Below are 25,077 nucleotides of genomic sequence, written 5' to 3' on the forward strand. Positions count from 1 at the left end.
GATCGTGTGCACGCAGCCCGCGGGGGATGGCCGGGCGCTGGCAAACCGTCCAGGAGCCTTAGTACGCTCTGGTGACCAGCCCGCGCCCACCGGAGGTACCGTGACCGACACGCCGCTGCCCTTCACGCCCGCGGGGCGGATCGACGAGGTCCGTCCGTTTCATGTCATGGAGCTGCTGCGCCGCGCCCGGGCGCTGGAGGCGGCGGGTCACGACATCGTCCACATGGAGATTGGCGAGCCGGACTTCACCACCGCCGAGCCGGTGGTCGAGGCCGGGCGGCGCGCGCTGGCCGAGGGGCACACCGGCTACCTGCCGGCGGCGGGGCTCACGCCGCTGCGCGAGGCCATTGCCCGGCACTACGCCGAGGAGTACGGCGCCGATGTCGCCCCGGAGCGGATCTTCATCACCCCCGGGGCGAGCGGGGCTCTGACGCTGGCCATGGCGCTGATCGCCGACCCCGGCCGTACGGTGCTGCTGCCTGAGCCCGGCTATCCGTGCAATCGCAACTTCGCGGCAGTGGTCAATGCGCTACCCAGGCCGGTACCGGTGACCGCGGCGACGGACTACCAGCTCACCGCCGCGCTCGCCGCCGATCATGTCGACGCGGATACCGCCGGTATCCTCATCGGCTCGCCGTCCAACCCCACCGGCACCATGGCCGACGGTCCCGCCCTGGAGGCCCTGGCGGCGCTCGCCGACGAGCGCGGCATCGCGCTGATGGTCGACGAGATCTACCACGGCCTGCACTACACCCCGGCGGCGGCCAGCGCGGTGGTGCACGCGCCGCAGGCCCTGGTGATCAACAGCTTCTCGAAGTACTTCGGGATGACCGGCTGGCGGCTCGGCTGGCTGGTGGTGCCGGAGGGGCTGGAGGCCGCCACCGAGAAGCTCATCCAGAACCTCTACATCAACGCCTCCACGCCGGCGCAGTACGCCGCGCTGGCCTGCTTCACCCCGGCGGCGCGGGAGATCTTCGAGGCCCGGCGCGAGGCCTTCCGGGAGCGGCGGGACTTCCTGCTGCCGGCGCTGCGCGAGCTCGGGCTGGCGATACCCGGGGAGCCGGCGGGGGCGTTCTACCTCTATGCCGACGTGAGCGCGGTCGCCCCGGACAGCGAGGCCCTGGCCCGTGCCCTGCTGGGCGAGGCCGGCGTCGCCGCGACCCCGGGGCTGGACTTCGAGTCCGCGCACCCGGGGCGGCACATGCGCTTCGCCTACACCACCGGCCTGGAGCGCCTCGCCGAGGGTGTCGAGCGCATCCGGCGCTACCTCGCCGCCGGCGGCTGAGCCGCCGGGGCGTCGCCGTACTCGCCGAGCTCGCTGCGCAGCAGCGTCGCGGCGATCACACCGGTGGGCATCGCCAGCAGGTTCAGCACCGGGATCAGGGTCATCGCCAGCAGCGCGCCGCCGAGGCCGAGGTGCAGCCAGCGCCGTCGGCGCAGCAGCGCGCGCTGATCGGCGAACGCCAGGCCGTGGTTGCCCAGCGGGTAGTCGCAGTACTCCAGCGCCATCATCCACGCGCCGAAGACCGCCCAGGCCGGTGGCGCGAGGATATTCACCACCGGGATGAAGAACAGCGCCAGCAGGGGGACGGCGAGCAGGGCGAAGTGGGCGATCTTGCGCAGCTCGTCGCCCAGGGCGCCGACCGTCTCCACCACCAGCCCGCCGCTGCTGACCTCCGGGGGCATGTGCCCGGTGGCCCGGGCCTCCACCCGGGCGGCGAGCATGCCGTTGAACGGCGAGCCCACGAGGTTGGCCACGGCAGTGAAGGTGTAGAACATCACCACCGCGGCGGCGAGGATGAACAGCGGCCACAGCAGCCAGCGCAGGAGCACCACGAATACCGTCAGCACGTCGCCGATCCAGCCGTCACCGAGCGCGGCGGTATCCGGCAGGAGGTAGTTCAGCAGCATCCCGTAGTACTCCGCGCCGAGCCAGAACAGGCCGAGGAAGATCAGCGCGTTGATGATCACGGGCAGGGCCACGAAACGCCGCAGGCCGGGCTCACCGAGCAGGGCGAAGCCGCGGGGGACGTAGCTGACGCCGCGGAGGAAATCACGGATCATGGAAAATCTCCCGGTGTGACGGTTCGCCCGTTTCCGCGCCCCGGAACGGGCGTTGCGTGACATGCCGTGCCCGGCGATGCGGCGGACCCGCGCTCCGGCGTACGGGCAGGCCCCCGGGAATCTATAACACAGCCGGTCGCTTGACGACGCCCGGCCGTGCCGTCGATCGCCACCGCGGCCCCGGCCCGCGCCGCCGTGGAGGAGACGTCGCGCACGTGCGGCGACCGTTCATGACACCGGCCGGCCGGTAACGTCGGCCCGGTGCTCGCCGCGGCGGCCGGTTCGGGGGTAGTCTGATCGTCCGGGGCCATGCCCCGATCCATCATGCAGAGGGAGCCGCGCATGCGCATTCTGGTGACCGGAGGGGCGGGCTACATCGGCTCGCACGTCGTCCACGAGCTGCTGGCCGGGGGGCACGAGGTGGTCGTCTACGACAACCTCTCCACCGGTCATGCCTGGGCGGTGGGCGAGGCGAGCCTGGTGGTGGCCGATCTCGCCGACCGCGAGACCCTGGCCTCGGTGCTGCGCGAGGGATTCGACGCGGTGATGCACTTCGCCGCGCACATCGTGGTGCCGGAGTCCATCGCCGATCCCCTGCGCTACTACGCGAACAACACCGGCAACACCCTGGGGCTGCTCACCGAGGTCACCGCCGCCGGGGTGCCGCAGTTCGTGTTCTCCTCGACGGCGGCGGTCTACGGCATCCCGGAGACCGAGCTCGTCAGCGAGGACACGCCACTCGCGCCGATCAATCCCTACGGTGCCTCCAAGATGATGAGCGAGCGCATGCTCATGGACGCCGCCGCGGCGTCCTCGCTGCGCTACGGCATCCTGCGCTACTTCAACGTCGCCGGCGCGCACCCGGACGGGCACATCGGCCAGGCCACGCCGGCGGCGACCCACCTGATCAAGGTGGCGTGCCAGACCGCCCTCGGGCGGCGGCCGTCGCTGTCCGTGTTCGGCACCGACTACGCCACGCCGGACGGTACCTGCGTGCGCGACTACATCCACGTGGTTGACCTCGCCCGCGCCCACGTCCAGCTCCTCGACCATCTCGCCGCCGGTGGTGACTCACGGGTGTACAACTGCGGCTACGGCCACGGCTCGAGCGTGCGCGAGGTGGTGGACACGGTGCGGCGTGTCCACGGTGCCCCGTTCGAGGTGGAGGAGGCGCCGCGCCGCGCCGGCGACCCGCCGGCGCTGGTGGCGGACAGCACCCGGCTGCGCCGTGAGCTTGGCTGGACGCCCGCCTTCGACGACCTGGAGACCATCGTCCGCCACGCCTACCAGTGGGAGAGCCGTTACGAGGAAGAGTGATCCCCCACGCCGGCCAGTCCGGCGGTGACGCCGAAGGCCTCGCCGTCGGCCAGGAACAGCGCCTCCAGCACGTCGAAGTGATTGCGCCCGGGCGGCGTGGTCACCGGCGCGTCGATGCCCGCGTGGCGCCGGTAGGCCTCGCTCTGCTCGTGGAAGGCAGCGGTCTCGGCGCCCCCCACCGCCAGGCGCAGGGGCACGTCCGCCGGCGGCGGGAGCTCGTACAGCGGCGAGCAGGCGCGGGCGGCGGCCTCGTCCAGGCCCAGGGCGTCGTTGATGCTGGTGGCGATCAGCGGCGCCAGGTCGAAGACCCCGGAGATCGCGAGTGCGCCGGCGATAGGGGTCTCCCCGGCGGTGCGGCCGGCGAGCAGCCGGGCCACGATCTGGCCGCCGGCGGAGTGGCCGGATACGGTCAGGGGCCCGCTGCCGAGCCCCAGCCGGGCGGCGTTGTCGTGGATGAACCGGACGGCGTCCGCGCACATCGCGTTGATCCCGGCGACGCTCACCGCGGGGCAGAGCTCATAGTTCACCACCACCACGGAGACCCCGCGGGGCACCAGGTCCCGGGCGACGAAGGCGTAGTCGCGCTTGTCCTGGCTGCGCCAGTAGCCGCCGTGGAAGAACGCATGCACCGGCGCGTCATCCGCCCCGGCGGGGAAGCAGTCCATCGTCTGCAGCGGCCCGTCGCCGTAGGCCACGTCCCCGATGCGCTCCGGCAGGCGCCTGCGGGTCTCCTCGGAGAGTGCCTGCAGGCGCTCGAAGTAGCGGGCGAACGCCGGTACCGTCACCCGCGGGTTGTACTCGTATTCCAGTGACTCGTGATCGCTCATGGCCTCGTCGATGCCCGTTCCGCGGCGGTAGGGGGTTCTCACACGCTCAGGTAGCGCCGCTGCAGCGCCCCGGCCTCGGCGCGGAACGCCTCGCCGTCGCCGTGCCAGGCGATGCGTCCGCGGTCGATGATGTAGTGGCGGTCGCACACCGCCAGCAGCGCCTCCAGGCCGGCGTCGATGATCAGCAGCGACTGTCCCAGCTCGCGCAGCCGGCGGATGCACGCCCAGATGTCCGAGCGTATCACCGGGGCCAGGCCCTCGGTGGCCTCGTCGAGGATGAGCAGCCGCGGGTTGGTCATCAGCGCGCGGCCGATGGCGAGCATCTGCTGCTCGCCGCCGGACAGCCGGGTGCCCGGGTTGTCCCGCCGTTCGGCGAGCCGCGGGAACAGCCCGTAGACCGCCGCCAGGTCCCAGCCGCGGCCGCGGGCGGCGGCCACGAGGTTCTCCTCCACGCTGAGGTTCGGGAAGATCTGCCGGCCCTCCGGGACCAGGCCGATGCCGGCGCGGGCGATGCGGTAGGCCGGGCGGCCGTCGATGCGCCGGCCCCGGAAGCGGATCGTGCCCGCCCGCGGCGGCGTCAGCCCGGTGATCGCACGCACGGTGGTGGTCTTGCCCATGCCGTTGCGCCCGAGCAGGCTCACCACCTCACCCTCGCCGACGGTGAGGTCCACGCCGAAGAGGACGCGGCTGCTGCCGTAGGCGCTCTCGACGCCCTCGAGCTCCAGCATCAGAACGACTCCTGCAGGTAGGCGGCCTGCACGTCCGGGTCGTCGCGGACCTCGCCGGGCGGGCCGCTGGCGATCAGCCGCCCGCCGACCAGCACGCTCAGGGTGTCGGCGAGGCGGAAGACCACGTCCATGTCGTGCTCGATGAGCAGGACCGCGTAACGCGCGCGCAGGCGCTCCAGCAGCGAGGCGACGACCTCGCTCTCCGCCGCGCCCATGCCGGCCATGGGCTCGTCGAGCAGCAGGACCTGCGGCTCGGTGGCCAGCGCCATGGCGATCTCGAGCTGGCGCTTCTGGCCGTGGGCGAGGGCGGCGACGCGGTGTCCGCCGGCATCGGCGAGGCCCACCTGCTCCAGCGCGGCGTCCGCCGCGTCGGTGAGCCGCCGGTCCCGGGCGGCGTTGCCGAAGAAGTGGAAGTGGTGGCGGGCCCGGGACTGCACGGCGAGGGCGACGTTCTCCCGCACCGTGAACGACTCGAACACGGCGGTGATCTGGAACGAGCGGGCAATGCCGAGACGGGCCCGTGCCGGCATGTCCAGCGCGGTGACGTCGCGGCCGTCGAGGTGGATACTGCCCTCGTCCGGGCGCAGCTCGCCGCTGAGCTGTGCCAGCGCGGTGGTCTTGCCGGCGCCGTTGGGGCCGATCAGCGCGTGCACCCGCCCGCGCTCGAGCGCCAGCGAGAGGCCGTCGGTGGCCTGCAGGCCGCCGAAGCGCTTGTACAGCGCGCGCGCCTCGAAGGTCGGGACCGCCGCCGCCTGTGCCTCAGTCATTGCCGTCCCCCCCGTCCGGACAGGGCACCGTAGAGGCCGCCGCGGAAGAACAGCACCGCCAGCACCAGCACCGGCCCGAGCACCAGCTGCCAGTGCTGGGTCACCGACACCAGCGTCTCCTCGAGCACCAGCAGCGCCACGGCGCCGTAGATCGGGCCGACGAGGCTGGCGAGTCCGCCGAGCAGGACGATGACCATGAACTGCCCGGACTGCGACCACGTCATCAGCGCCGGGCTGACGAATTCCTGGTGGTTGGCGACCAGTGCGCCCGCCAGGCCGGTCAGTGCACCGGAGATCACGAAGGCGGTGAGCCGGTAGGGCATGGGCCGGAAACCCAGCGCGCGCATGCGCCGCTCGTTCTCCCGGCAGCCCTGCAGGACGCGGCCGAAGCGCGAGTTCACCACCCGGGTGAGCAGCGCCCACACGGCCACGAGCACGCCCAGGCAGAGGTAGTAGAAGCCGGTGCGGTCGTCGAGCGCGACCCCGGCGGCGGTGTTGCGCAGCCACAGCGACAGCCCGTCCTGGCCGCCGTAGGCGGGCAGGGAGACGAACAGGTAGTAGACCATCTGCGCGAACGCCAGGGTGATCATGATGAAGTACACCCCGGAGGTGCGCAGCGAGATCACGCCTACGAAGGCGGCGTAGGCGGCGCTGACCGCCATGGCGAGGGGCCAGGCGATCAGGGCCTCGTTGCTCCCGTTCCAGCCGAACACCAGGGGGATGCCCTGCATCACGTGGGTGCTGAGGATGCCGACGGTGTAGGCCCCGAGGCCGAAGAACGCGGCGTGGCCGAAGCTCACCAGGCGGCCGTAGCCCATGATCAGGTCGAGCGCCATCGCGGCGAGGCCGTAGATCACCGCGCGGTTGGCCAGCGTCACCAGGTACGGATCGCCGATCATCGCCGCCACCGGCGGCAGCAGCGCGAGGCCGGCGAGGAGCACGACGGTGGCGAGTCGGGCGCGCAGCGGGGCGCTAGTCATGGGCGCCCCCGAACAGGCCCTGCGGGCGGATGGCGAGCACCGCGGCCATGAGTACGTAGATGGCCATGGACGACAGCGCCGTGCCCACCGTCCCGGCGGAGGCCGGCGGCAGCCACAGGGCGAACAGGTCGGGCAGGTAGGCGCGGCCCAGGGTGTCGACCACGCCCACCAGCAGCGCCCCGGCCACCGCGCCGCGGATCGAGCCGATGCCGCCGATCACGATCACCACGAAGGTCAGGATGAGGATGTCCTCGCCCATGCCGGACTGCACCGCCAGGAACGGCGCGGCCATCACCCCGGCGAGCCCGGCGAGGCAGGCGCCGAAGCCGAACACCAGGGTGTAGAGCAGCCGGATGTTGACCCCCAGGGCGGCGATCATCTCGCGGTTGCTGGCACCGGCGCGGATGCGCATGCCCACGCGGGTGCGCATGATCAGCACGTAGAGCAGGGCGATGACCGCCACGCCCACGGCGATCACCGCCAGCCGGAACGACGGATAGGGCACGCCGGGCAGCACCGTCTCGTGGCCCGACAGCCACGCCGGGGTGTCCATGCTGAGCGGCTGCCGCCCCCAGACCACGCGCACCAGCTCGTTGAAGAACAGGATCAGCCCGAAGGTGGCGAGCACCTGGTCGAGGTGGTCGCGGCGGTAGAGCCGCCGGATGATCAGTGCCTCCATGGCCATGCCGGTGAGCGCGGCGGCCGCCACCCCGGCAGCGAGGCCGAGGAGGAAGCTGCCGGTGTAGGCGAGCGCCGTCGCGCCGACGTAGGCGCCCACCATGAACAGCGACCCGTGGGCGAGGTTGATCAGCCGCATGATGCCGAACACCAGGGTCAGGCCCGAGGCCATCAGCAGCAGGGTGACCCCGAACTGCAGGCCGTTCAGCACCTGTTCGAGCAGCAGCTGCATCCCGATCGGCTCCCGAAGAGATCAAGGGCGCGGGCGGCGCCGCGGGCGGATGCCCCGGCGCCGCCCCGGCGCTACGTCACTGGCCCAGGGCGCACTCGCCGGCGTAGGCGTCCTCGTGGTCGTCGAAGACCTTCGCCACCAGCTGGTTGGTGAGGTTGCCGTCGTCCTCGCGGACCACCTTGCGGACGTAGATGTCCTGGATCGGGTGGTGGTTGGTGTTGAAGCGGAAGTCGCCGCGCACGGAATCGAAGTCCGCCGCCGCCAGCGCCTCGCGCAGCGCCGCGGTGTCGGAGACGTCGCCGCCGGTGGCCGCCAGCGCGCTGCCGATCAGGCGGGCGGTGTCGTAGCCCTGGGCGGCATAGAGGGTCGGCTCGCGGTCGTAGCGCTCGGTGTAGTCGGCGACGAAGCGGCGGTTGACCGGGTTGTCCAGGTCCTTGCTCCAGTGCGCCGAGTTGACGATGCCGAGCGCGGCGTCGCCGACGGCGTCGACCAGGGTGTTGTCCGCCGAGAAGCCCGGGCCGTACAGCGGGATGGACTCGTCGAGGCCCGCCTGGACGTACTGCTTGATGAAGTTGATGCCCATGCCGCCGGGATAGAAGAAGAACACGTTGTCCGGGTCGGCGTCGCGCAGCTCGGCGATCTCCGCGGCGTAGTCGGTCTGGCCGAGCTGGGTGTAGACCTCGCCGACGACGTTACCCTCGTAGTAGCGCTTGAAGCCGGTGAGCGCGTCCTTGCCGGCGGCGTAGTTGGGGGCGAGGAGGTAGACGTTGTCCAGTCCCTCGTCGGTGAAGTACTGCCCCATCGCCTCGTAGAAGTTGTCGTTCTGGTAGGCGGCGTTGAAGTAGTTCTCGTGGCACAGCCGACCGGCGAGCTTGGCCGGCCCGGCGTTGGGGGAGATGTAGATCACCCCGTCGCGCACGATCTTGGGGATGGTGGCCATGGCGACGTTGGAGAACACCGAGCCGGTCATGACTTTCACGCCCTCGCTCTGGATCAGCCGGGTGGCGATCTGGCGGGCGTTGCCGGGCTTGCGGCCGTCGTCCTCGACGATCAGCTCCACGTCGACGCCGCCGAGCCTGCCGTCGTTCTGCTCCATCGCCAGGCGGAAGCCGTTGCGGATGTCCTCGCCGAGGTAGCCGCCCCCGGTGGACAGCGTGGTGATCATGCCGATCTTCACCGGCGCGGCACTCGCAGCGCCCGCGACGGCGGTGCACAGTGCGGCCGCCGCAGCGGCCAGGCGGAAGGTTCCCCGTGTCATGCCGTTATCCTCGCTCGTGTTGTGATTGTATGCGCCGGGCCGGCACCGCTCAGGCCCCGCCGGCCTCCTCCCCGGCCTCGCGCAGCCGGAAGCGCTGGAGCTTGCCGGTGGCGGTGCGGGGCAGGGCGTCGACGAAGCCGATCGCCCGCGGATACTTGTACGGCGCGATGGTGGCCTTGACGTGCGCCTGCAGCGCCGCCGCCAGTTCGTCGTCGCCGGTCACCCCCGCCGCGGGGACCACGTAGGCCTTCACGATCCGTCCCCGGTCCACGTCGGGCACGCCGATCACCGCGCACTCGGCGACGGCCTCGTGGGAGAGCAGGGCGTTCTCGACCTCGGGCCCGGAGATGTTGTAGCCCGCGGAGACGATCATGTCATCGGAGCGGGCGACGTACCAGAGGTAGCCGTCCGCGTCGCGGCGGAAGGTGTCGCCGGTGATGTTCCAGCCGTCCTGCACGTAGCGGGCCTGGCGTTCGTCGTCGAGATAGCGGCAGCCCGTGGGGCCGCGCACGGCGAGGCGTCCGGGGGTGTTCTCCGGTGCCTCGTTGCCGTCGTCGTCGAGGATACGGACCTCGTAGCCGGGCACCGGCCGGCCGGTGCTGCCGGGGCGGATGTCCTCCTCGCGGGCGGAGATGAAGATGTGCAGCATCTCGGTGGCGCCGATGCCGTCGATCAGCCGCAGCCCGAGCTTTTCGTGGACGTCGTGCCAGGTCGCGGCGGGCAGGTGCTCGCCGGCGGACACTCCCTTGTGCCAGCTCGCGAGATCGAAGCGTCCCGCCTCGGCGGCCATCGCGCGGTAGGCCGTGGGGGCGGTGAACACCACGCTCACGCGATGGCGCTCGATATGGCCGAGCAGTTCCGCGGGCGGGGCGCGCTCCAGCAGCAGGGTGGCGGCGCCCGCGTGCAGGGGGAAGAGCACCAGCCCGCCGAGGCCGAAGGTGAAGGCGATAGGCGGGCTGCCCGTGAACAGGTCGTCCGGATCGGGGCGCAGGATCTGCCGGGAGAAGCCCTCGCAGATCGCGAGCATGTCCCGGTGGAAGTGCATGGTGCCCTTGGGGGCGCCGGTGGTCCCCGAGGTGAACGCGATCAGGCAGGTCTCGTCGGCGGCACTGTCCCACGCCTCGAAGGTCGTGGGCTGGTCCTCTAGCGCATTGTCCAGCGTGCCGGGACCGCCGCCGAAGAAGGCGCAGTGCTCGAGCACCGGGTGGGTCTCGGCGGTGGCGCACAGCTCGTCGGCGAGGCGGATGTCGCACAGGGCGTGAGTGATCCGCGCCTTTTCCACGATCGGCGCCAGCTCGCCGGCGCGCAGCATGGGCATGGTGCCCACGGCGATGCCTCCGGCCTTCATCACCGCCAGGTAGGCGGCCACCATCATCGGATTGTTGGGGGCGCGCAGCAGTACGCGGTTGCCCGGCACCATCCCCATCCCGGAGACGAGGTAGTTGGCGAGGCGGTTCACCGTCTCGTGGAGGTCGTTATAGGACCAGGTGGCATCCGGCGTGAGCAGGCAGCGGTGCCCGCCATGGCCGCGCTCGATCCAGCGGTCGAGCAGCTCGGTCACGCAGTTGAACCGGTCCGGGAAGTGATAGGCCGGGTGCGACAGGTCGAGGACCGGCCATTGCGACGGTGGCGGCAGGTGCTCGTCCGCGAACGTATCCCGCAGCGGGCGCGTCATTGCTCCTCTCTCCCCTTGTCCGCGTGCCGTCCGGGGCCGCACGTGGGCGGTGGTCTCCACGTGGGGTGGCGGCCCGGCGGCCGCATTGTCGTTATCCGTCCCGTCAGCGGCGGTCAGCCGCGTTACGGGACAAAAGTTTAGATTTTACTTTTTTATATGCAAAGTGTTTTCGTTGACGCGCCGCCGCATCCCGCGGCGGCGCGCCGCGGGACGGCTCAGTCCGGTACCACGGCGGTGGTCTCGACCTCGACCTTGGCGTCGTCCTCGATCAGGGCGGCGACCTGTACCATGGCCATGGCGGGGAAGGTGCGGCCCATGACCTCGCGGTAGGCCTCACCCATCTCCTTGAGCCGCGCCAGGTACTCGTGCTTGTCGGTGATGTACCAGGTCATGCGCACGACGTGCTCCGGGCCGGCGTCGGCGGCGCCGAGCACGGCGACGGTGTTCTTCAGCACCTGGCGGACCTGGTCGATGAAGTCGCTGCTGGGAAAGCTCTCGGTCTCGTCCCAGCCGACCAGGCCGCCGGTGAAGACCATGCGGCCCCGGGCGGTGGTGCCGTTGGAGTAGCCCTTGGGGCGCTTCCAGCCTTCCGGATTGACGGTCTGCATAGCGGTTACTCTCCTTGGATCAGGTTCGTTGCGCCGGCGGGCCCAGCCGCGTGCGCAGGGTCGGCGGCAGCGCCGCGGCCTCGGGCCGGGGCGCGAAGCGGTACCAGCGCAGCACGATCGTGCCGGCGACCCGCTCCTCCGTGCCGTGCTGGATGCGGTAGTCGAGGGTCACGCGGGCGGCGTCGACGTCCCGCACCTCGAGCGTGTAGTCGATGTGCTCGCCGAGCAGGCTCGGACGGGAGAACCGGCACTCCAGCCGCTCGATCCTCGGTGCTTCGCCGCGGGCAGCGAGCAGGGCGGCCTCGCTGCCGGCGTCGGTGAGCGAGGCGAGCCAGGTGGTCACGATCTCCTCCAGGAGCTCGAAGTAGCGGGGGTAGAACACGATGCCCGCCGGGTCGCAGTGCTGGAAACGCACCTGGCGGGTGGCGCGGTGGACCGGCGTGCTCATGCCCCGTTACCCCCGCCGTCGCGGAAGGCCGAGAGCACCTGGCGGGCGATCACCTGCTGCTGGATCTCCGAGGCACCCTCGTAGATCCGCAGCGCGCGGATGTCGCGGTAGAGCCGCTCCACTGGCACGCCGGAGGTGACGCCGTGGCCGCCGTGCATCTGCACCGCCGCGTCGATCACCCGCTGGGCGTGCTCGGTGGCGTGGAGCTTGGCCATCGAGGCCTCGCGGGTGACCCGCTCGGCGTGGCAGTCCTTCGCCCAGGCGGCGCGGTAGACCAGCAGCGCGCTGGCGTCGACGTCCAGCGCCATGTCCGCGAGCTTCGCCTGGGTGAGCTGCATGTCGGCGAGCGGTGCGCCGAAGAGCTCGCGGCGGGTGGTGTGGCCAAGGGCCTCGTCCAGCGCGCGCCGGGCGAAGCCGAGGGCCGCCGCGCCCACCGTGGACCGGAACACGTCCAGAGTGGCCATGGCGATGCGGAAGCCCTTGCCGGGCTCGCCGATCCGGTTCGCGGCGGGGATGCGGCAGCCCTCGAAGCGCAGGGTGCCGAGCGGGTGCGGCGCCATCAGCTCGATACGCCCGGGCACCGAGAAGCCCGGGGTACCGGCGGGCACGACGAACGCCGAGAGGCCCTTCGCACCGGGACCCTCGCCGGTGCGGGCGAACACCGTGTAGACGTCGGCGATGCCGCCGTTGGATATCCACGTCTTGGTGCCGTCGAGCACGTACTCGTCGCCCTCGCGCCGGGCCGTGGTGGCGAGGGCGCTGACGTCCGATCCCGCCTCCGGCTCGGAGAGGGCGAACGCGGCGACGGCCTCGCCGGCGCGCACCGGCGGCAGCCAGCGCCCGCGCTGCTCCGGGGTGCCGAACAGCGAGATGGGACCGGTGCCGAGCCCCTGCATGGCGAAGGCGAAGTCGGCGAGCCCGTCGTGCCGCGCCAGGGTCTCGCGGGTCAGGCACAGGGTGCGCACATCCAGGCGGTCGCCGGCGTCCAGGGCCACGCAGGGGGCGAGCCAGCCGCCGGCGCCAAGACGGCGGACGAGCTCGCGGCAGGTGGCGTCCACGTCCGACTCGTCCAGGCCGGTCACGGCCTCCCGCGCCCAGGCGTCCAGGTCCGCGGCGTGCGCGCGGTGCCGGGCCTCGAAGAAGGGCCAGTCGAGGAAACTGCGGTCGCTCATGTCAGTCGCCCTCGAACACCGGCTGCTCGCGGGCGACGAAGGCCCGGTAGGCGCGCCGGAAGTCCTCGGTCTGCATGCACACCGCCTGGGCCTGGGCCTCGGACTCGATGGCCTGGTCCAGCCCCATGTTCCACTCCTGGTTGAGCATGGTCTTGGTGATGCCGTGGGCGAAGTTCGGCCCGGCGACGAGCTGCTCCGCCATCGCCAGTGCGTCGTCGCCGAGTGTCCCGGGCTCGCAGAGGCGGTTGTAGAAGCCCCAGCGCTCGCCCTCCTCGGCGCGCATGCTGCGCCCGGTGAACAGCAGCTCCGAGGCGCGGCCCTGGCCGATGATGCGCGGCAGGATCGCGCAGGCGCCCATGTCGCAGCCGGCGAGCCCCACCCGGGTGAACAGGTAGGCGACCTTCGCCCGGGGGGTGCCGTAGCGGATGTCCGCGGCCATGGCGATGGCCGCGCCGGCACCGGCGCAGACGCCGTCGATGGCGGCGATCACCGGCTGGGGGCAGGCGCGGATGGCCTTGACCAGGTCGCCGGTCATGCGGGTGAAGGCGAGCAGGCCCTTCATGTCGCGCTCGGTCAGCGGGCCGATGATCTCGTGCACGTCGCCGCCGGAGCAGAAGTTCCCGCCGGCGCCCTGGATGACGACCGCCTTGACCCCGTCGACGTACACCAGCGAGCGGAACAGGTCGCGCAGCTCGGCGTAGGAGTCGAAGGTCAGCGGGTTCTTGCGCTCCGGCCGGTCCAGGGTGATCAGCGCGGTCTCGCCGCGCATCTCCCAGCGGAAGTGCTCGGGGCGGTAGGTATTCGGGTCCATGCTCGTTCTCTCCTCTGATTCGCGTCGTCCGTTCCGCCGGATCGGGGCCGCGGTTCCGCGGCGCGCGCGCCGGCGGCTACATCACCTCGCCGCCGGACACGGAGATCGCCTGGCCGGTGACCGCGGCGGCGTTCGCGCGGCACAGCCAGGCCACCGTCTCCGCGACCTCCTCGGGCTGGACGAGGCGCCGCTGCGGGTTGACCTTCACGAACTCCTGGAGCGCCTCCTCGCGGGAGCGCCCGGTCTTCTCGGTGATGGTGTCCAGGGCGTTGGCCACCAGCTCGGTGTCCGTGTAGCCGGGGCACACGGCGTTGACCGTGATCCGTTCGCGGGCGAGCTCCAGGGCCACCGCCCGGGTCAGCCCCACGACGCCGTGCTTGGCGGCGCAGTAGCCGGCCACGTAGGGGTAGCCCTTGAGCGCGGCGGTGCTGGCGATGTTGACCACGCGCCCGCTGCCGCTCTCGCGCATGTCGGCGACGGCGGCCTGCATGCAGTGGAAGACCCCCGAGAGATTGACGTCGAGCATCGCCTGCCAGTCCCCGGCAGAGAGCCGGTGAAACGGCGCGGTGCGCGCGGCGCCGGCGTTGTTCACCAGCACGTCCACCGGGCCGTGTGCCGAGCGCGCCTCGGTGAACGCCGCGGCGACGGCGTCGGCATCGGTGACGTCCGCCGTGATCGCGCGTGCCCCCGGGATGCGGGCGGCGGTGTCCTCCAGCGGACCGGCGCGGCGGCCCATCAGGGTGACGTCCATACCCTCGGCGGCGAGGCGCCGGGCGATGGCGGCACCGATGCCGGTGCCGCCGCCGGTGATCACGGCGTGGCGTGGGGCGTTATCGTTCATGCCTCGGCTCCCGGTTGTACGGTTTCCTTGTCCCCGGATCCATCGAGCCACGTGCGCATGCGCCCGCGCAGCGCCTCCGGGATGGGGCGGCTGGCCAGTCGGCCGTTTTCGTTGTGCACCCACACCAGCGTGGCCTCGGCGTCCAGCCGCGGCGCGCCGTCACAGGTCCCGGTAACCCGGAAGCCCAGCGAGCTGCGGCCGAGCCGGAGCAGGCGCAGCCGCACCTCCAGGGTCTCGCCGAGCCGTGCCGGCGTGGCCACGTCGAGGGTGAGCCGGGTGGTGGGGGTGCCGGTATCCGCGCTGACGTGCATGTCGGTAAACGAATGCCCGACCCGCTCGAACCAGTCCTCGATCAGGCGGTTGACCACCTCCAGGTAGCGCCAGCCGTGTACCGTCGCGGTGGCGTCGCACCAGACGCCGGTGACCGGCAGTGACGTGATCAGTTCCTGCATCCGTTCCGCTCCCGGGGGCGGCATGCCCCGTATTGGTGCGCTCAGGCTAAGCGGTGCCCCGATTTAATTCAAGTATAAAATGTTTAGCTATGATCGAACTGCGGCATATCCATTATAGGTAAGAAGTTGACGTGTAAGATAACGCGATTATACTGCCTCTATCCACGGCCGCTGGCGGCCGGATACGGACAATCGGGCAGACAGAACGACGACTGCGGAGGAGCGATGAAGATCACCATCATCGGCGGCGGACCGGGCGGGCTGTACATGGCGCTGCTGACCAAGAAACAGTGGCCGGACTGGGAGGTCAGCGTCTACGAGCGTAATGCGCCGGACAGCACCTTCGGCTTCGGCGTGGTGTTCTCCGACGAGACCCTCGGATTCCTCGACGACTACGACAACGCCTCCTACGAGGCGATCCGCCGCAGCTTCGCCTACTGGGGCGACGTGGACGTGCACTACCAGGGCCACGTGCTCACTTCAGGCGGCAATGGCTTCTGCGGCTGCTCGCGGCTGACCCTGCTGCAGATCCTCCAGCAGCGCTGCCGCGAGCTCGGCGTGACCATGCATTTCAACACCGAGGTTGAGGACGAGTCACGGTTCGCCGACAGCGACATCATCGTCGCCGCCGACGGCATCAACAGCCGCATCCGCGAGAATCACCGCGACTGGTTCCGGCCGCGCTTCGACTGGCGCCGGAACTACTTCTGCTGGCTGGGCTCGAGCCGCGAGTTCGATGCCTTCAAGTACTTCTTCCAGGAGACGGAGTACGGCGTGGTGGTCGCCCACTGCTACCAGTACGAGCCGGGCCGCAGCACCTGGGTGGTGGAGATGGCACCGGAGACCTGGCAGGGGCTGGGTTTCGACCGGATGGGCGAGGACGAGTTCATCCCGGTGCTCGAGGAGGTCTTCGACCAGGAACTCGACGGCCACCCGCTGATCGCCAACCGCTCGATCTGGCGGCAGTTCCCGATGATCCGCAACGAACGCTGGGTCAAGGACAACATCGTCCTGCTCGGTGACTCCCAGCACACCGCGCACTACTCCATCGGCTCGGGCACCAAGCTCGCCATGGAGAGCGCCATCGCCCTGTTCGAGTCCGTGAAGGCACACACCGGCGACGTCGCCGCGGCCCTGGCGGACTTCGAGGAGGGCCGCCGCACCGAGGTGGAGATCACCCAGCACGCCGCGGACGTCTCCCTCGCCTGGTTCGAGAACATCGACCGGCACTGGGGCATGGACCCGGAGCCGTTCGCCTTCGCGCTCATGTCCCGGGCGAAGAAGCTGACCTACGAGAACCTCCAGCTGCGTGACCAGTCCTTCGTCGACCGCTGCAACGCGTGGTTCCTGCGCCGCGAGCGCGAGCGCGGCTTCGAGGCCGCCGACGGCACGCCGCCGATGTTCACGCCGCTGCGCCTGCGCGGTATGACCGTGCCCAACCGCGTGGTGGTCTCGCCGATGGCGCAGTATATGGCCGAGGAGGGCGTGCCCAACGACTGGCACCTGGTGCACTACGGCAGCCGTGCCGTCGGCGGCGCCGGGCTGATGTACACGGAGATGACCTGCGTGTCCCCGGACGCCCGAATCACCCCCGGCTGCACCGGGCTGTGGAACGAGGCCCAGCGCGACGCCTTCCGCCGGATCGTGGATTTCGTCCACGCCCAGTCGGACACGCGCATCTGCATGCAGCTCGGTCACGCCGGGCGCAAGGGCTCGACCCAGGTGGGCTGGGAGCGCATGGACCACCCCCTGCCGGAGGGCAACTGGCCGGTCTATTCCGCCTCGCCCATCCCCTATTTCGAGGGCGAGAGCCAGGTGCCGGTGGAGATGAGCCGCGCCGACATGGACCGGGTACGGGACGACTTCGTGCGCTCGGCGCGGCTCGCCGAGGAGGCGGGCTTCGACATGCTCGAGGTCCACATGGCCCACGGCTACCTGCTCGCGAGCTTCCTCTCGCCGCTGACCAACGTCCGCGACGACGAATATGGCGGCGGCATCGAGAACCGTCTGCGCTATCCCCTGGAGGTCTTCGAGGGGGTCCGCGCGGTCTGGCCGCAGGACAAGCCGATGTCGGTGCGTATCTCGGCGACCGACTGGAAGGAGGGCGGCCTCTCGGACGCCGACCTGAGCGCCATCGCCCGGGCCTTCCGCGACGCCGGGGTCGACCTCATCGACGTCTCCGCGGGGCAGACGGTGCCGGACCAGAAGCCCGTATACGGGCGCATGTTCCAGACCCCGTTCGCCGACAAGGTGCGCAACGAGAGCGGCGTCGCGACCATGGCCGTGGGCAACATCACCACCGCCGACCAGGTGAACACCATCCTCATGGCGGAGCGTGCGGACCTGGTCGCGCTGGCGCGGCCGCACCTCTCCGACCCGTACTTCACCCTGCATGCCGGGGCCTGGTACCAGCAGCGGGACGTCGCCTGGCACCGGGTCTACGGTGCCGGCCGTTTCCAGGCCTACCGCACGGCCGAGAAGGACCGCGAGGAGCTCACCGACCTGCAGGTGCGCACGCGCCCGCGCAGCCACGAGGTCACGGACGACTCCGGTGCCGGGGCCGAGCGCCCGGGAGCGGGCCGGGCCGCCTGAGTACGGTCGTACCGGCGGCGCCGACGACGGTGTCGCCGGGGCTCAGTCCTGGTCCCCGCGGGCCTCCAGGCGGTGGCGCACGCGGTCGAGCAGGCCGACGAGCTCGTCGAGCTCGCCGTCGTCGAGGATGCCGAAGATCTCGTCGGACCACGCCTCGTGGGCGTCGGCCATGGCATGGAACAGCCGGGTGCCGGTGTCGGTGAGGTAGACGTCGCTCACCCGGCGGTCGCGGCTGGAGGGGCGGCGATGGATCAGCCCGTCGCCCTCCATGCGGTCGAGCAGCCGGGTGATGTTGCCCTTGGAGGCGAGCAGCCGCTGGGCGAGCGCGGATGTGCTCAGGGCCTCGGGGTGGACGTAGTCCAGGTGCGCGAGCACGTCGAAGCGCGACAGCGAGCTGTCGAAATCGTCGCGGAAGAGATCGGAGATGGCCTGCTCCACGCGCTTGGAGCACTTGATCAGGTGCAGCCACGCGCGCAGCGAGCGCTTGCTGTGGGGCAGCATGGTCGCCTCGTCGAGCGGCGTCGCGCCGCCGTGCTCACGGCCGGGCTGTGTCATTCGCTCCTCCTCGTTCGCGACTGCGTCCGCCGGCGGCGGGACGCCGGCGGATCGACACGCAATGATACCAGCGGCAGCGGTACGCGTGACGGGTTGATATCTGACAGTTAAATGTTTTATACGTAAACAACATAAGCGGACACGGTCCCGGGCCGCCGCGGTAATCGTCTACAGTTACCGGCGTTCCCGGCCCTTCAGAACACGCCAACGCCAAACGCCATATCCGGGAGGAGAGCGCATCATGCAGTCCAGCAACCTCGTCACCCAGCTTGCCGGCGCCATTGCCGGCGGCGACGTGCGCATCGTCGATCTCAGCGTCACCCTGACCAATGACACCCCGGTGCTCCAGCTGCCGGAGCAGTTCAACCAGGGCTGGCCCTTCCGCAAGGAGGAGATCTCCCGCTACGACGAGCGCGGTCCCGCCTGGTACTGGAACAACATCTCCTGCGGCGAGCACACCGGCACCCACTTCGATGCGCCGATCCACTGGGTCACCGGCAAGGACTTCGAGCAAAACGCCACCGACACCGTCGATCCGCAGCATTTCATCGCCCCCGCCTGCGTGATCGACTGCACCGCCTACGCCAGCGCGGACGAGGACTTCCTGCTCGGCCGCGAGCATGTCGAGGCCTGGGAGCGCGAGCACGGACGCATCCCCGCTGGCCACTGGGTGCTGTTCCGCACGCAGTGGTCCGAGCGCACCGACCCGGACGCCTTTCTCAACATGCGCGAGGACGGCGCCCATACCCCCGGGCCCAGCCACGAGGTCGTGAAGTTCCTCGCCGAGGAGCGCGACGTGCTCGGCTTCGGCACCGAGACGGTGGGCACCGATGCCGGCCAGGCGCCGCAGATGGACCCGCCGTTCCCCTGCCACAATGTCATGCACGGCACCAACAAGTTCGGGCTCGCGAGCCTCACCAACCTCGACCGGCTGCCCCCCACGGGGGCCGTGGTGATCGCCGCGCCGCTGAAGATCGAGGACGGCTCGGGCAGCCCCTGCCGCGTCGTCGCCCTGGTCACCGGCGACTGAACCCGCTGTCGTCCGCGGCGGCCGTTGGCGGTCGCCGCGGGCACGGAGTAGAGAGCTATGGCGGAGCGTTCTTTCGCGAAAGAAGTCAAGAAGCTGCGCATGGGGGCCGGCGAGGAATTCCACGGAGAGGGGATACTCGCGGTCACCAAGGCGCTGCTGCAGTCGGGGGTCGGTTACGTCGCCGGCTACCAGGGTGCGCCCATCTCCCACCTGATGGACGTGCTCACCGACGCCAACGAGATCCTCGAGGAGCTGGACGTCCACTTCGAGTCGTCCGCCTCCGAGGCCACCGCCGCGGCGACCCTGGCCGCGTCGGTGAACTATCCCATTCGCGGGGCGGTGGCGTGGAAGTCCACCGTGGGCACCAACGTCGCCTCCGATGCCCTCGCGCAGCTCGCCTCCGGTGGCGTCACCGGCGGCTCGCTGGTGATCGTCGGCGAGGACTACGGCGAGGGCTCCAGCATCATGCAGGAGCGTACCCACGCCTTCGCCATGAAGTCGCAGATGTGGCTCCTCGATCCGCGGCCCAACCTGGGCAGCATCGTCGAGTCGGTGGAGAAGGGGTTCGAGCTCTCGGAGGCGAGCAACACGCCGGTGATGCTGGAGCTGCGCATCCGCGCCTGCCACGTCCACGGCCGTTTCGAGGCCAAGGACAACGTGCGCCCGGCGTACACGCTCAGCGACGCCATGGAGCACCCGGTGCGCGATCCGAGCCGCATCGTGCTGCCGCCCTCGAGCTTCCTGCACGAGCACGAGAAGGTCGACCGCCGCTGGCCGGCGGCAGTGTCGTTCATCCAGGAGCACGGGCTCAACGAGTTCTTCGAGGGCGAGCGCGGCGACATCGGCCTGATCCTCCAGGGCGGGCTCTACAACAGCGTCATCCGCGCGCTGGAGCGCCTCGGGCTGGCGGACAGCTTCGGCGATACCCGCATCCCGCTGTATGTGCTCAACGTCACCTACCCGCTGGTGGACGACGAGGTGAAGTCGTTCTGCGCCGGCAAGGATGCGGTGCTGATGATCGAGGAGGGCCAGCCGGAGTACATCGAGCAGGCCCTGCACGCGATCCTCCGCCGCGCCGACCTGCAGACGCGCATCCACGGCAAGGACATGCTGCCCAAGGCCGGCGAGTACACCGGCGCGGTGCTCGCCGATGGCATCCGGCAGTTCCTGGAACAGCATGCCCCGGACGTCGCGCGCCTGCCCGGCGCCGCGGCCTCCAGCGCCGCCGCCGGCATGGAGGGGCTGGACGAGGTGGTGCCGCCGCGCCCGCCGGGCTTCTGCACCGGCTGCCCGGAGCGGCCGATCTTCACCGCCATGAAGCTGGTCGAGCGCGAGCTCGGCGAGCACCACGTGAGCTGCGATATCGGCTGCCACCTGTTCTCGATCCTGCCGCCGTTCAACATCGGCAACACCACCATGGGCTACGGTCTGGGCGGTGCCGGCGCGGCGGCGTTCAACGCCCCGGGGGCGCGGCGCAGCATCAGCATCGTCGGCGACGGCGGGTTCTGGCACAACGGCCTGGCGAGCAGTGTGGGCAACGCGGTGTTCAACCAGAGCGACAACGTCACGGTGATCGTGGACAACGGCTACTCCGCGGCGACCGGCGGCCAGGACATCCTCTCCTCGAAGGCGGAGAACCCGATCCGCAGCACGAAACAGTCCATCGAGCAGGCGGTGCGCGGCGTCGGCGTGAACTGGGTGCGGCGGATCACCAACACCTACGATGTCGGCACCATGCGCGACACCCTGCGCGAGGCGCTGACCACCGAGTCCTCCGGGCCCAAGGTGGTGATCGCCGAGTCCGAGTGCATGCTCAACCGCCAGCGCCGCGAGAAGCCGGTATTCCGCAACCTGCTCAAGGGCGGCAAGCGCGTGGTGCGCGAGCGCTTCGGCGTGGACAGCGACACCTGCACCGGCGATCACTCCTGCATCCGCCTCTCCGGCTGTCCGTCGCTGTCGGTCAAGCCCAACCCGGACCCGCTGCGCAGCGACCCGGTGGCCCACGTCGAGGACAGCTGCGTGGGCTGCGGGCTGTGCGGGCAGGTCGCGCACGCCGCGGTGCTCTGCCCGTCGTTCTACCGGGCCGAGATCATCCACAACCCGACCGCCTGGGACCGGTTCGCCAAGCGCGTGCGCGACGCGGTGATCGGTTTCTTCCAGCGCCGCGAGGCGCGGCGGATCGAACGCTACGCGATGTAGCGGCGCACAGGAGGCATTCGTGGACCGTTCCATCAGACCGATCAGCATCGCCATACAGGCGATGGGCGGGCAGGGCGGCGGCGTGCTGGCGGACTGGATCGTCAGCCTCGCCGAGTCCCAGGGCTACCTCGCCCAGACCACCTCCGTGCCCGGCGTCGCCCAGCGCACCGGGGCGACGCTGTACTACGTGGAGATCTTCCCCGAGCACGCCGCCCGCAAGGCCGGCCGGGACCCGGTGCTGGCGCTCATGCCCATGCCCGGCGACGTGGACGTGGTCATCGCCGCGGAGTTCATGGAGGCCGGGCGTGCGGTACAGCGCGGGATCGTGACCCCGGATCGCACCACGCTCATCGCCTCCACCCACCGCGTCTACGCCATCGGCGAGAAGACCGCGATGGGCGATGGCATCCTCGACGACGGCAAGGTCCTGGAGGCCGGGGAGCAGGCGGCGAAGTCGTTTATCTACTTCGACATGGCCGCGGTGGCGGAGTCCCACGGCAGCGTTATCAGCTCGACGCTGTTCGGGGCGCTGGCCGGCTCCGGGCGGCTGCCCTTCGAGCGGGCCGCGTTCGAGGAGGCCATCCGCCGCGGGGGCATCGGTGTGGAGGCGAGCCTGGCGGCCTTCGGCGACGCCTTCGAACGGGCCCAGGGCGAGCCCGAGGCGCCGGATCACAGCCGCCCGGCGCCGTCCGAGCCCGACCCGCAGCACCCCGTGCTGCGCGAGCAGCTCGAGCGCGTGCGCGGCCGCTTCCCCGAGGTCGCCCACTTCAACGTGGTCGAGGGCATGCGCCGGCTCGCCGACTACCAGGACCCGGCCTACGCGCGGGACTACGTCGACCGCGTGGAGGCGGTGCTGGCGCTGGACGAGGCCCACGGCGGCGAGACCCGGGACTACCTGCTCACCACCGAGGCGGCCCGGTACCTGGCGCTGTGGATGTCCTACGAGGACACCATCCGGGTGGCGGACCTCAAGACGCGGGCCAGCCGGTTCGAGCGCTTTCGCCGGGAGGTGCGCGCCGGCGACGATCAGCTCGTCTACGTCACCGAGTTCATGCACCCGCGCATCGAGGAGATCTGCGACACCCTGCCCGCGCCGCTGGGCCGGCTGCTGCTGAACTCGCCGCGCCTGCAGCGCCCGCTGGAGCCGTTCACCCGCAAGGGCCGGCACGTGCGCACCGCGACGCTGTCGGGGTTCATGCTCCTGTGGACCGTCTCGCGGATGCGGCGCTGGCGGCGCTCGACCCTGCGCTTCCGCGAGGAGATGGCGCGTATCGAGGCCTGGCTCGGGCGCATCCACCAGACCGTGGCTCCGGACTACGCGCTGGCGGTGGAGATCGCCCGGTGCCAGCGCCTGGTCAAGGGCTATGGCGACACCCACGCCCGCGGGCTGAGCAACTTCAACACCATCATGGGCGTCATCGACGGCTATGACGGCGACGAGGAGCCCGCCGCGGTGGTCCGGCGCCTGCGCGAGGCGGCGCTGGCCGACGAGCAGGGCGAGAAGCTTGCCGCCGCGGTTGCCGCCCTGAACGGTGGCGACGACGGGGAGACGCCGCAGGCGGCCACCACCCGGGCCCGTCCCGTGCGCGTCGGGGCCTGATGTCCGTGCCCCCGGGCGTCGCCCGGGGGCGTTACTGCCCCTCCCTCAGGCGCGCGATCATCTCGCGCAGGCCGGCCTTGAGCGTCTCCACCTCCGCCTCCGGGTAGCCGCTGAGCACCTGGGCCTCGTGGGCCTTGGCCCGCTCGATCAGCGGCTGCACCTTATCCCGCCCCGCGGGCGTGATCGATACCCGGGTGATGCGCCGGTCCTCCGGCTCGTTGCGCCGGAGCACCAGCCCGCAGTCCTCCAGCCGCGCGACCACCCGCGTGAGCGTGGGCTGCGTCAGCAGGGTGATCTCGGCGAGGTGGCCGATGGTCATGGCCTCGCGGTCGTAGAGCGTGGCGAGCACGCGCCACTCGGGGATGCGCAGCCCCGCCGCGCTCACGCGGGCGTGGAACTGCTCGCTCACGAGCGTGCTCGCCCGGGCGAGCAGGTAGGAGAGGTAGTCGTCGGTGAAGTAGCGCACCGGCTCTCGCATGGTCTGAGGGTTCCACTGTCTGTGCGTGTCGGGGCGTTCGTCACGGCCGATTGTCGTGGGCCCGACGGGGCGGGTCCAACGATATATTTTTTATGTACTAAATTTTTATCTACAAATCTATTCAAATGCATCTAACCCTGTGCTAGGTTCAATCCACAGGGTTGATAAATATCAAAGACACACCGTGGCCCTGTGACCCCGGCCCATGACGGAGGAGACACGATCATGACGCGCTGGACCGGACTACTCGCGATCGCGCTACTTGCCTGGGCGCCGCTGGCGCTGTCCCAGACCACGCTCCGCGTCGCCAACTGGCTGCCGCCGAGCCACCTGCTGGTCTCGGACGTGCTCAAGCCCTGGGGTGAGGCGGTGGAGAAGGCCACCGGCGGCAGCGTGCAGGTGGAGGTGATGAGCTCGCCGCTCGGCCCCCCGCCGGCGCAGTACGACCTCGTCGCCGACGGCCTGGCGGACGTCGGCTTCAGCGTGCACGGCTACACGCCGGGGCGCTTCTCGGTCTTCGAGCTCGCCGAGCTGCCGCTGCAGACACCCTCCGCCGAGGTCAAGTCGGTGGCCTACTGGCGCGCCTACCAGGAGACCATGGCGGACTCCGGCGAGCACCGCGGCGTCCACCTGCTGGGCCTGTTCACCCACGGGCCCGGGCATATCTGGAACAGCCGGCGGCCGGTGCACAGCCTCGATGACCTGAGCGGGCTGAAGCTGCGCGTGCCCGGCGGCGTGGCCGCTCAGCTCAGCGAGGAGCTCGGGGTGGTACCGGTCAACGCGCCCTCCTCGCAGTCCTACGAGCTCCTGTCCCAGGGCGTGGCCGACGGCATCGTCTTCCCCTACGAGAGCGTGACCTTCTTCAACCTCCAGGACACGGTGGACTACGGCACCGTCGTCCCCGGCGGGCTCTACACCGTCAGCTTCTACGTGGTGATGAACCAGGCGAAGTGGCAGTCCCTGAGCGATGACGAGCGCGCCGCCATCGACAGTGTCTCCGGCGAATACCTCGCGCGCCTGGCCGGCCGGGCCTGGGACCGGGCGGACCGCCAGGGGCGCAAGGACCTGCGTGCCGCCGGCGTGCGCATCGAGCAGGCCGACGACGCCATGATCGAGGCGATCGCCGAGCAGGCCGACGGCCTGCGCGAGCGCGTGCTCGAGCGGGTCGCCGAGGACGGGGTCGACGGGCAGGCGTTCCTGGACGCACTGCACCGCGAGCTCGAGGCCGCCGGGGCCGAGTGATGCGGACCCCGGCAGCCGTCGCTCTCGTCCGGGGCGTGCGCGGGTTGCGCGGCGTCATCGGCGCCGTCGCCGCCTGCCTGCTGGTGCTCATGCTCGCGGTGACCAGCGTGGACGTGGTCGGGCGCTACTTCTTCGATGCCCCGCTGCTCGGGGCCTTCGAGATCAGCGAGGTGGCCATGGCGCTGCTGATCTACGCGGGCCTGCCGCTGGTCTGTCTCGAGCGCGGCAACGTCTCCGTGACCCTGCTCACCGAGCGTCTGGGGCCGGCGGCACGGCGGGTGCAGGAGAGCGTCGTGCACCTGGTCGGCGCCGGGGTCGCCGGCGTGCTGGCCTGGCGGCTCGCCGCGCACGCCGCGCGGCTGTTCACCTACGGCGACGCCACCATGTTCCTCGGCATCCCGCTGGGGCCGGTGGCGGCGGTCATGGCGGCACTGGCCGGGCTGGCGGCGGTGATCCTCGCGGGCAACGCGTTCGCCGTCGCCACGGGCCTGCGCGCCCCCGGTGACGGCTGAGGAGGCGCGGC

General features: G+C 70.8%; 24 protein-coding genes. 8 read left to right on the forward strand and 16 right to left on the reverse strand.

What is annotated here, in order from left to right; translation table 11 throughout:
• The first annotated feature begins 100 nt into the window (after positions 1-100).
• On the forward strand, positions 101-1,285 hold the full coding sequence (locus ACEZHJ_RS12155) for a pyridoxal phosphate-dependent aminotransferase (protein WP_259201710.1): 1,185 nt from the start codon (positions 101-103) through the stop codon (positions 1,283-1,285).
• On the opposite strand, the gene cysZ is transcribed toward ACEZHJ_RS12155, so the two are convergent.
• Positions 1,264-2,064, reverse strand: coding sequence for a sulfate transporter CysZ (gene cysZ / locus ACEZHJ_RS12160; protein ID WP_375036544.1), 801 nt, complete (start codon positions 2,062-2,064; stop codon positions 1,264-1,266). The genes ACEZHJ_RS12155 and cysZ overlap by 22 nt on opposite strands.
• 342 nt (positions 2,065-2,406) lie before the next feature.
• Here cysZ and galE point away from each other — a divergent pair, with 342 nt between their 5' ends.
• Complete coding sequence (gene galE, locus ACEZHJ_RS12165; protein ID WP_259201708.1) at positions 2,407-3,381, forward strand: UDP-glucose 4-epimerase GalE; 975 nt, start codon at positions 2,407-2,409, stop codon at positions 3,379-3,381.
• Here the strand turns inward: galE and ACEZHJ_RS12170 are convergent.
• From ACEZHJ_RS12170 to ACEZHJ_RS12230, 13 genes are all read right to left on the reverse strand, one after another.
• Complete coding sequence (locus ACEZHJ_RS12170; RefSeq protein WP_375036545.1) at positions 3,366-4,208, reverse strand: alpha/beta hydrolase; 843 nt, start codon at positions 4,206-4,208, stop codon at positions 3,366-3,368. The two genes, galE and ACEZHJ_RS12170, sit on opposite strands and share 16 nt — an antisense overlap.
• 38 nt (positions 4,209-4,246) lie before the next feature.
• Positions 4,247-4,936, reverse strand: a complete 690-nt coding sequence (locus ACEZHJ_RS12175) for an ABC transporter ATP-binding protein (protein WP_018718799.1) — start codon at positions 4,934-4,936, stop codon at positions 4,247-4,249.
• Positions 4,936-5,703: an ABC transporter ATP-binding protein gene (locus tag ACEZHJ_RS12180; RefSeq protein WP_163143738.1), complete on the reverse strand. Its 768-nt coding sequence runs from the start codon at positions 5,701-5,703 to the stop codon at positions 4,936-4,938. Before ACEZHJ_RS12180 ends, ACEZHJ_RS12175 begins: the two co-directional genes overlap by 1 nt.
• Complete coding sequence (locus ACEZHJ_RS12185; protein ID WP_375036546.1) at positions 5,700-6,683, reverse strand: branched-chain amino acid ABC transporter permease; 984 nt, start codon at positions 6,681-6,683, stop codon at positions 5,700-5,702. The genes ACEZHJ_RS12180 and ACEZHJ_RS12185 overlap by 4 nt, the downstream gene beginning before the upstream one ends.
• Positions 6,676-7,593 carry a branched-chain amino acid ABC transporter permease gene (locus ACEZHJ_RS12190; protein ID WP_375036547.1) on the reverse strand — a complete coding sequence of 306 codons (918 nt, stop codon included), beginning with the start codon at positions 7,591-7,593 and terminating at the stop codon, positions 6,676-6,678. Before ACEZHJ_RS12190 ends, ACEZHJ_RS12185 begins: the two co-directional genes overlap by 8 nt.
• Before the next feature lie 76 nt (positions 7,594-7,669).
• Positions 7,670-8,851, reverse strand: coding sequence for an ABC transporter substrate-binding protein (locus ACEZHJ_RS12195; RefSeq protein WP_018718795.1), 1,182 nt, complete (start codon positions 8,849-8,851; stop codon positions 7,670-7,672).
• Positions 8,852-8,900: 49 nt separating this feature from the next.
• Entirely contained in the window at positions 8,901-10,526 is a 1,626-nt protein-coding gene (locus ACEZHJ_RS12200) for an AMP-binding protein (RefSeq protein WP_375036548.1), read from the reverse strand.
• A gap of 215 nt (positions 10,527-10,741) precedes the next feature.
• Entirely contained in the window at positions 10,742-11,134 is a 393-nt protein-coding gene (locus ACEZHJ_RS12205; protein ID WP_018718793.1) for a RidA family protein, read from the reverse strand.
• Positions 11,135-11,153: 19 nt separating this feature from the next.
• Entirely contained in the window at positions 11,154-11,582 is a 429-nt protein-coding gene (locus ACEZHJ_RS12210) for a thioesterase family protein (protein ID WP_018718792.1), read from the reverse strand.
• Entirely contained in the window at positions 11,579-12,754 is a 1,176-nt protein-coding gene (locus ACEZHJ_RS12215; protein WP_375036549.1) for an acyl-CoA dehydrogenase family protein, read from the reverse strand. The genes ACEZHJ_RS12210 and ACEZHJ_RS12215 overlap by 4 nt, the downstream gene beginning before the upstream one ends.
• A 1-nt stretch (position 12,755) precedes the next feature.
• Positions 12,756-13,565 (reverse strand): enoyl-CoA hydratase family protein, encoded by an 810-nt coding sequence (locus ACEZHJ_RS12220; protein ID WP_375036550.1) that lies wholly within the window; start codon positions 13,563-13,565, stop codon positions 12,756-12,758.
• 76 nt (positions 13,566-13,641) lie between these two features.
• Positions 13,642-14,406, reverse strand: a complete 765-nt coding sequence (locus tag ACEZHJ_RS12225) for an SDR family NAD(P)-dependent oxidoreductase (RefSeq protein WP_163139570.1) — start codon at positions 14,404-14,406, stop codon at positions 13,642-13,644.
• The gene (locus ACEZHJ_RS12230; RefSeq protein ID WP_018718788.1) at positions 14,403-14,858 is read right to left on the reverse strand and encodes a thioesterase family protein; all 456 of its coding nucleotides are present in this window, start codon (positions 14,856-14,858) and stop codon (positions 14,403-14,405) included. Before ACEZHJ_RS12230 ends, ACEZHJ_RS12225 begins: the two co-directional genes overlap by 4 nt.
• A gap of 225 nt (positions 14,859-15,083) precedes the next feature.
• Here ACEZHJ_RS12230 and ACEZHJ_RS12235 point away from each other — a divergent pair, with 225 nt between their 5' ends.
• Positions 15,084-17,450: a bifunctional salicylyl-CoA 5-hydroxylase/oxidoreductase gene (locus ACEZHJ_RS12235; protein ID WP_375036551.1), complete on the forward strand. Its 2,367-nt coding sequence runs from the start codon at positions 15,084-15,086 to the stop codon at positions 17,448-17,450.
• A gap of 42 nt (positions 17,451-17,492) precedes the next feature.
• On the opposite strand, the gene ACEZHJ_RS12240 is transcribed toward ACEZHJ_RS12235, so the two are convergent.
• Entirely contained in the window at positions 17,493-18,005 is a 513-nt protein-coding gene (locus ACEZHJ_RS12240; RefSeq protein WP_163139574.1) for a MarR family winged helix-turn-helix transcriptional regulator, read from the reverse strand.
• A 241-nt stretch (positions 18,006-18,246) separates the two neighbouring features.
• On the opposite strand from ACEZHJ_RS12240, the gene ACEZHJ_RS12245 reads away from it, so the two are divergent.
• From ACEZHJ_RS12245 to ACEZHJ_RS12255, 3 genes are read left to right on the forward strand one after another with little or no spacing between them, the layout of a single operon-like run.
• Positions 18,247-19,035, forward strand: coding sequence for a cyclase family protein (locus ACEZHJ_RS12245; RefSeq protein ID WP_018718785.1), 789 nt, complete (start codon positions 18,247-18,249; stop codon positions 19,033-19,035).
• Between the two features lie 57 nt (positions 19,036-19,092).
• Positions 19,093-21,234: an indolepyruvate ferredoxin oxidoreductase subunit alpha gene (locus ACEZHJ_RS12250; protein ID WP_163139576.1), complete on the forward strand. Its 2,142-nt coding sequence runs from the start codon at positions 19,093-19,095 to the stop codon at positions 21,232-21,234.
• A gap of 19 nt (positions 21,235-21,253) precedes the next feature.
• Positions 21,254-22,834, forward strand: a complete 1,581-nt coding sequence (locus tag ACEZHJ_RS12255; protein WP_163139578.1) for an indolepyruvate oxidoreductase subunit beta family protein — start codon at positions 21,254-21,256, stop codon at positions 22,832-22,834.
• A gap of 31 nt (positions 22,835-22,865) precedes the next feature.
• Here the strand turns inward: ACEZHJ_RS12255 and ACEZHJ_RS12260 are convergent, their stop codons facing one another.
• Positions 22,866-23,312 (reverse strand): MarR family winged helix-turn-helix transcriptional regulator, encoded by a 447-nt coding sequence (locus tag ACEZHJ_RS12260; protein WP_018718782.1) that lies wholly within the window; start codon positions 23,310-23,312, stop codon positions 22,866-22,868.
• 225 nt (positions 23,313-23,537) lie between these two features.
• On the opposite strand from ACEZHJ_RS12260, the gene ACEZHJ_RS12265 reads away from it, so the two are divergent.
• Positions 23,538-24,554: a TRAP transporter substrate-binding protein gene (locus ACEZHJ_RS12265; protein WP_018718781.1), complete on the forward strand. Its 1,017-nt coding sequence runs from the start codon at positions 23,538-23,540 to the stop codon at positions 24,552-24,554.
• Positions 24,554-25,066, forward strand: a complete 513-nt coding sequence (locus ACEZHJ_RS12270; RefSeq protein ID WP_163139581.1) for a TRAP transporter small permease — start codon at positions 24,554-24,556, stop codon at positions 25,064-25,066. Before ACEZHJ_RS12265 ends, ACEZHJ_RS12270 begins: the two co-directional genes overlap by 1 nt.
• Positions 25,067-25,077 lie beyond the last annotated feature (11 nt).

The organism is Arhodomonas sp. KWT2, assembly GCF_041949875.1.
Taxonomy (GTDB): domain Bacteria; phylum Pseudomonadota; class Gammaproteobacteria; order Nitrococcales; family Nitrococcaceae; genus Arhodomonas; species Arhodomonas aquaeolei.

Bases quoted from the DNA above. Each gene is read 5' to 3' on its own strand.
- ACEZHJ_RS12170 (WP_375036545.1), bottom strand. From the start codon at position 4,208: ATGAGCGATCACGAGTCACTGGAATACGAGTACAACCCGCGGGTGACG.
- ACEZHJ_RS12195 (WP_018718795.1), bottom strand. From the start codon at position 8,851: ATGACACGGGGAACCTTCCGCCTGGCCGCTGCGGCGGCCGCACTGTGC.
- ACEZHJ_RS12240 (WP_163139574.1), bottom strand. From the start codon at position 18,005: ATGACACAGCCCGGCCGTGAGCACGGCGGCGCGACGCCGCTCGACGAG.
- ACEZHJ_RS12270 (WP_163139581.1), top strand. From the start codon at position 24,554: ATGCGGACCCCGGCAGCCGTCGCTCTCGTCCGGGGCGTGCGCGGGTTG.
- ACEZHJ_RS12230 (WP_018718788.1), bottom strand. From the start codon at position 14,858: ATGCAGGAACTGATCACGTCACTGCCGGTCACCGGCGTCTGGTGCGAC.
- ACEZHJ_RS12200 (WP_375036548.1), bottom strand. From the start codon at position 10,526: ATGACGCGCCCGCTGCGGGATACGTTCGCGGACGAGCACCTGCCGCCA.
- ACEZHJ_RS12175 (WP_018718799.1), bottom strand. From the start codon at position 4,936: ATGCTGGAGCTCGAGGGCGTCGAGAGCGCCTACGGCAGCAGCCGCGTC.
- ACEZHJ_RS12225 (WP_163139570.1), bottom strand. From the start codon at position 14,406: ATGAACGATAACGCCCCACGCCACGCCGTGATCACCGGCGGCGGCACC.
- ACEZHJ_RS12210 (WP_018718792.1), bottom strand. From the start codon at position 11,582: ATGAGCACGCCGGTCCACCGCGCCACCCGCCAGGTGCGTTTCCAGCAC.
- ACEZHJ_RS12245 (WP_018718785.1), top strand. From the start codon at position 18,247: ATGCAGTCCAGCAACCTCGTCACCCAGCTTGCCGGCGCCATTGCCGGC.
- cysZ (WP_375036544.1), bottom strand. From the start codon at position 2,064: ATGATCCGTGATTTCCTCCGCGGCGTCAGCTACGTCCCCCGCGGCTTC.
- ACEZHJ_RS12220 (WP_375036550.1), bottom strand. From the start codon at position 13,565: ATGGACCCGAATACCTACCGCCCCGAGCACTTCCGCTGGGAGATGCGC.
- ACEZHJ_RS12250 (WP_163139576.1), top strand. From the start codon at position 19,093: ATGGCGGAGCGTTCTTTCGCGAAAGAAGTCAAGAAGCTGCGCATGGGG.
- ACEZHJ_RS12260 (WP_018718782.1), bottom strand. From the start codon at position 23,312: ATGCGAGAGCCGGTGCGCTACTTCACCGACGACTACCTCTCCTACCTG.
- ACEZHJ_RS12180 (WP_163143738.1), bottom strand. From the start codon at position 5,703: ATGACTGAGGCACAGGCGGCGGCGGTCCCGACCTTCGAGGCGCGCGCG.
- ACEZHJ_RS12265 (WP_018718781.1), top strand. From the start codon at position 23,538: ATGACGCGCTGGACCGGACTACTCGCGATCGCGCTACTTGCCTGGGCG.
- ACEZHJ_RS12205 (WP_018718793.1), bottom strand. From the start codon at position 11,134: ATGCAGACCGTCAATCCGGAAGGCTGGAAGCGCCCCAAGGGCTACTCC.
- ACEZHJ_RS12215 (WP_375036549.1), bottom strand. From the start codon at position 12,754: ATGAGCGACCGCAGTTTCCTCGACTGGCCCTTCTTCGAGGCCCGGCAC.
- ACEZHJ_RS12185 (WP_375036546.1), bottom strand. From the start codon at position 6,683: ATGACTAGCGCCCCGCTGCGCGCCCGACTCGCCACCGTCGTGCTCCTC.
- ACEZHJ_RS12235 (WP_375036551.1), top strand. From the start codon at position 15,084: ATGAAGATCACCATCATCGGCGGCGGACCGGGCGGGCTGTACATGGCG.
- ACEZHJ_RS12190 (WP_375036547.1), bottom strand. From the start codon at position 7,593: ATGCAGCTGCTGCTCGAACAGGTGCTGAACGGCCTGCAGTTCGGGGTC.
- galE (WP_259201708.1), top strand. From the start codon at position 2,407: ATGCGCATTCTGGTGACCGGAGGGGCGGGCTACATCGGCTCGCACGTC.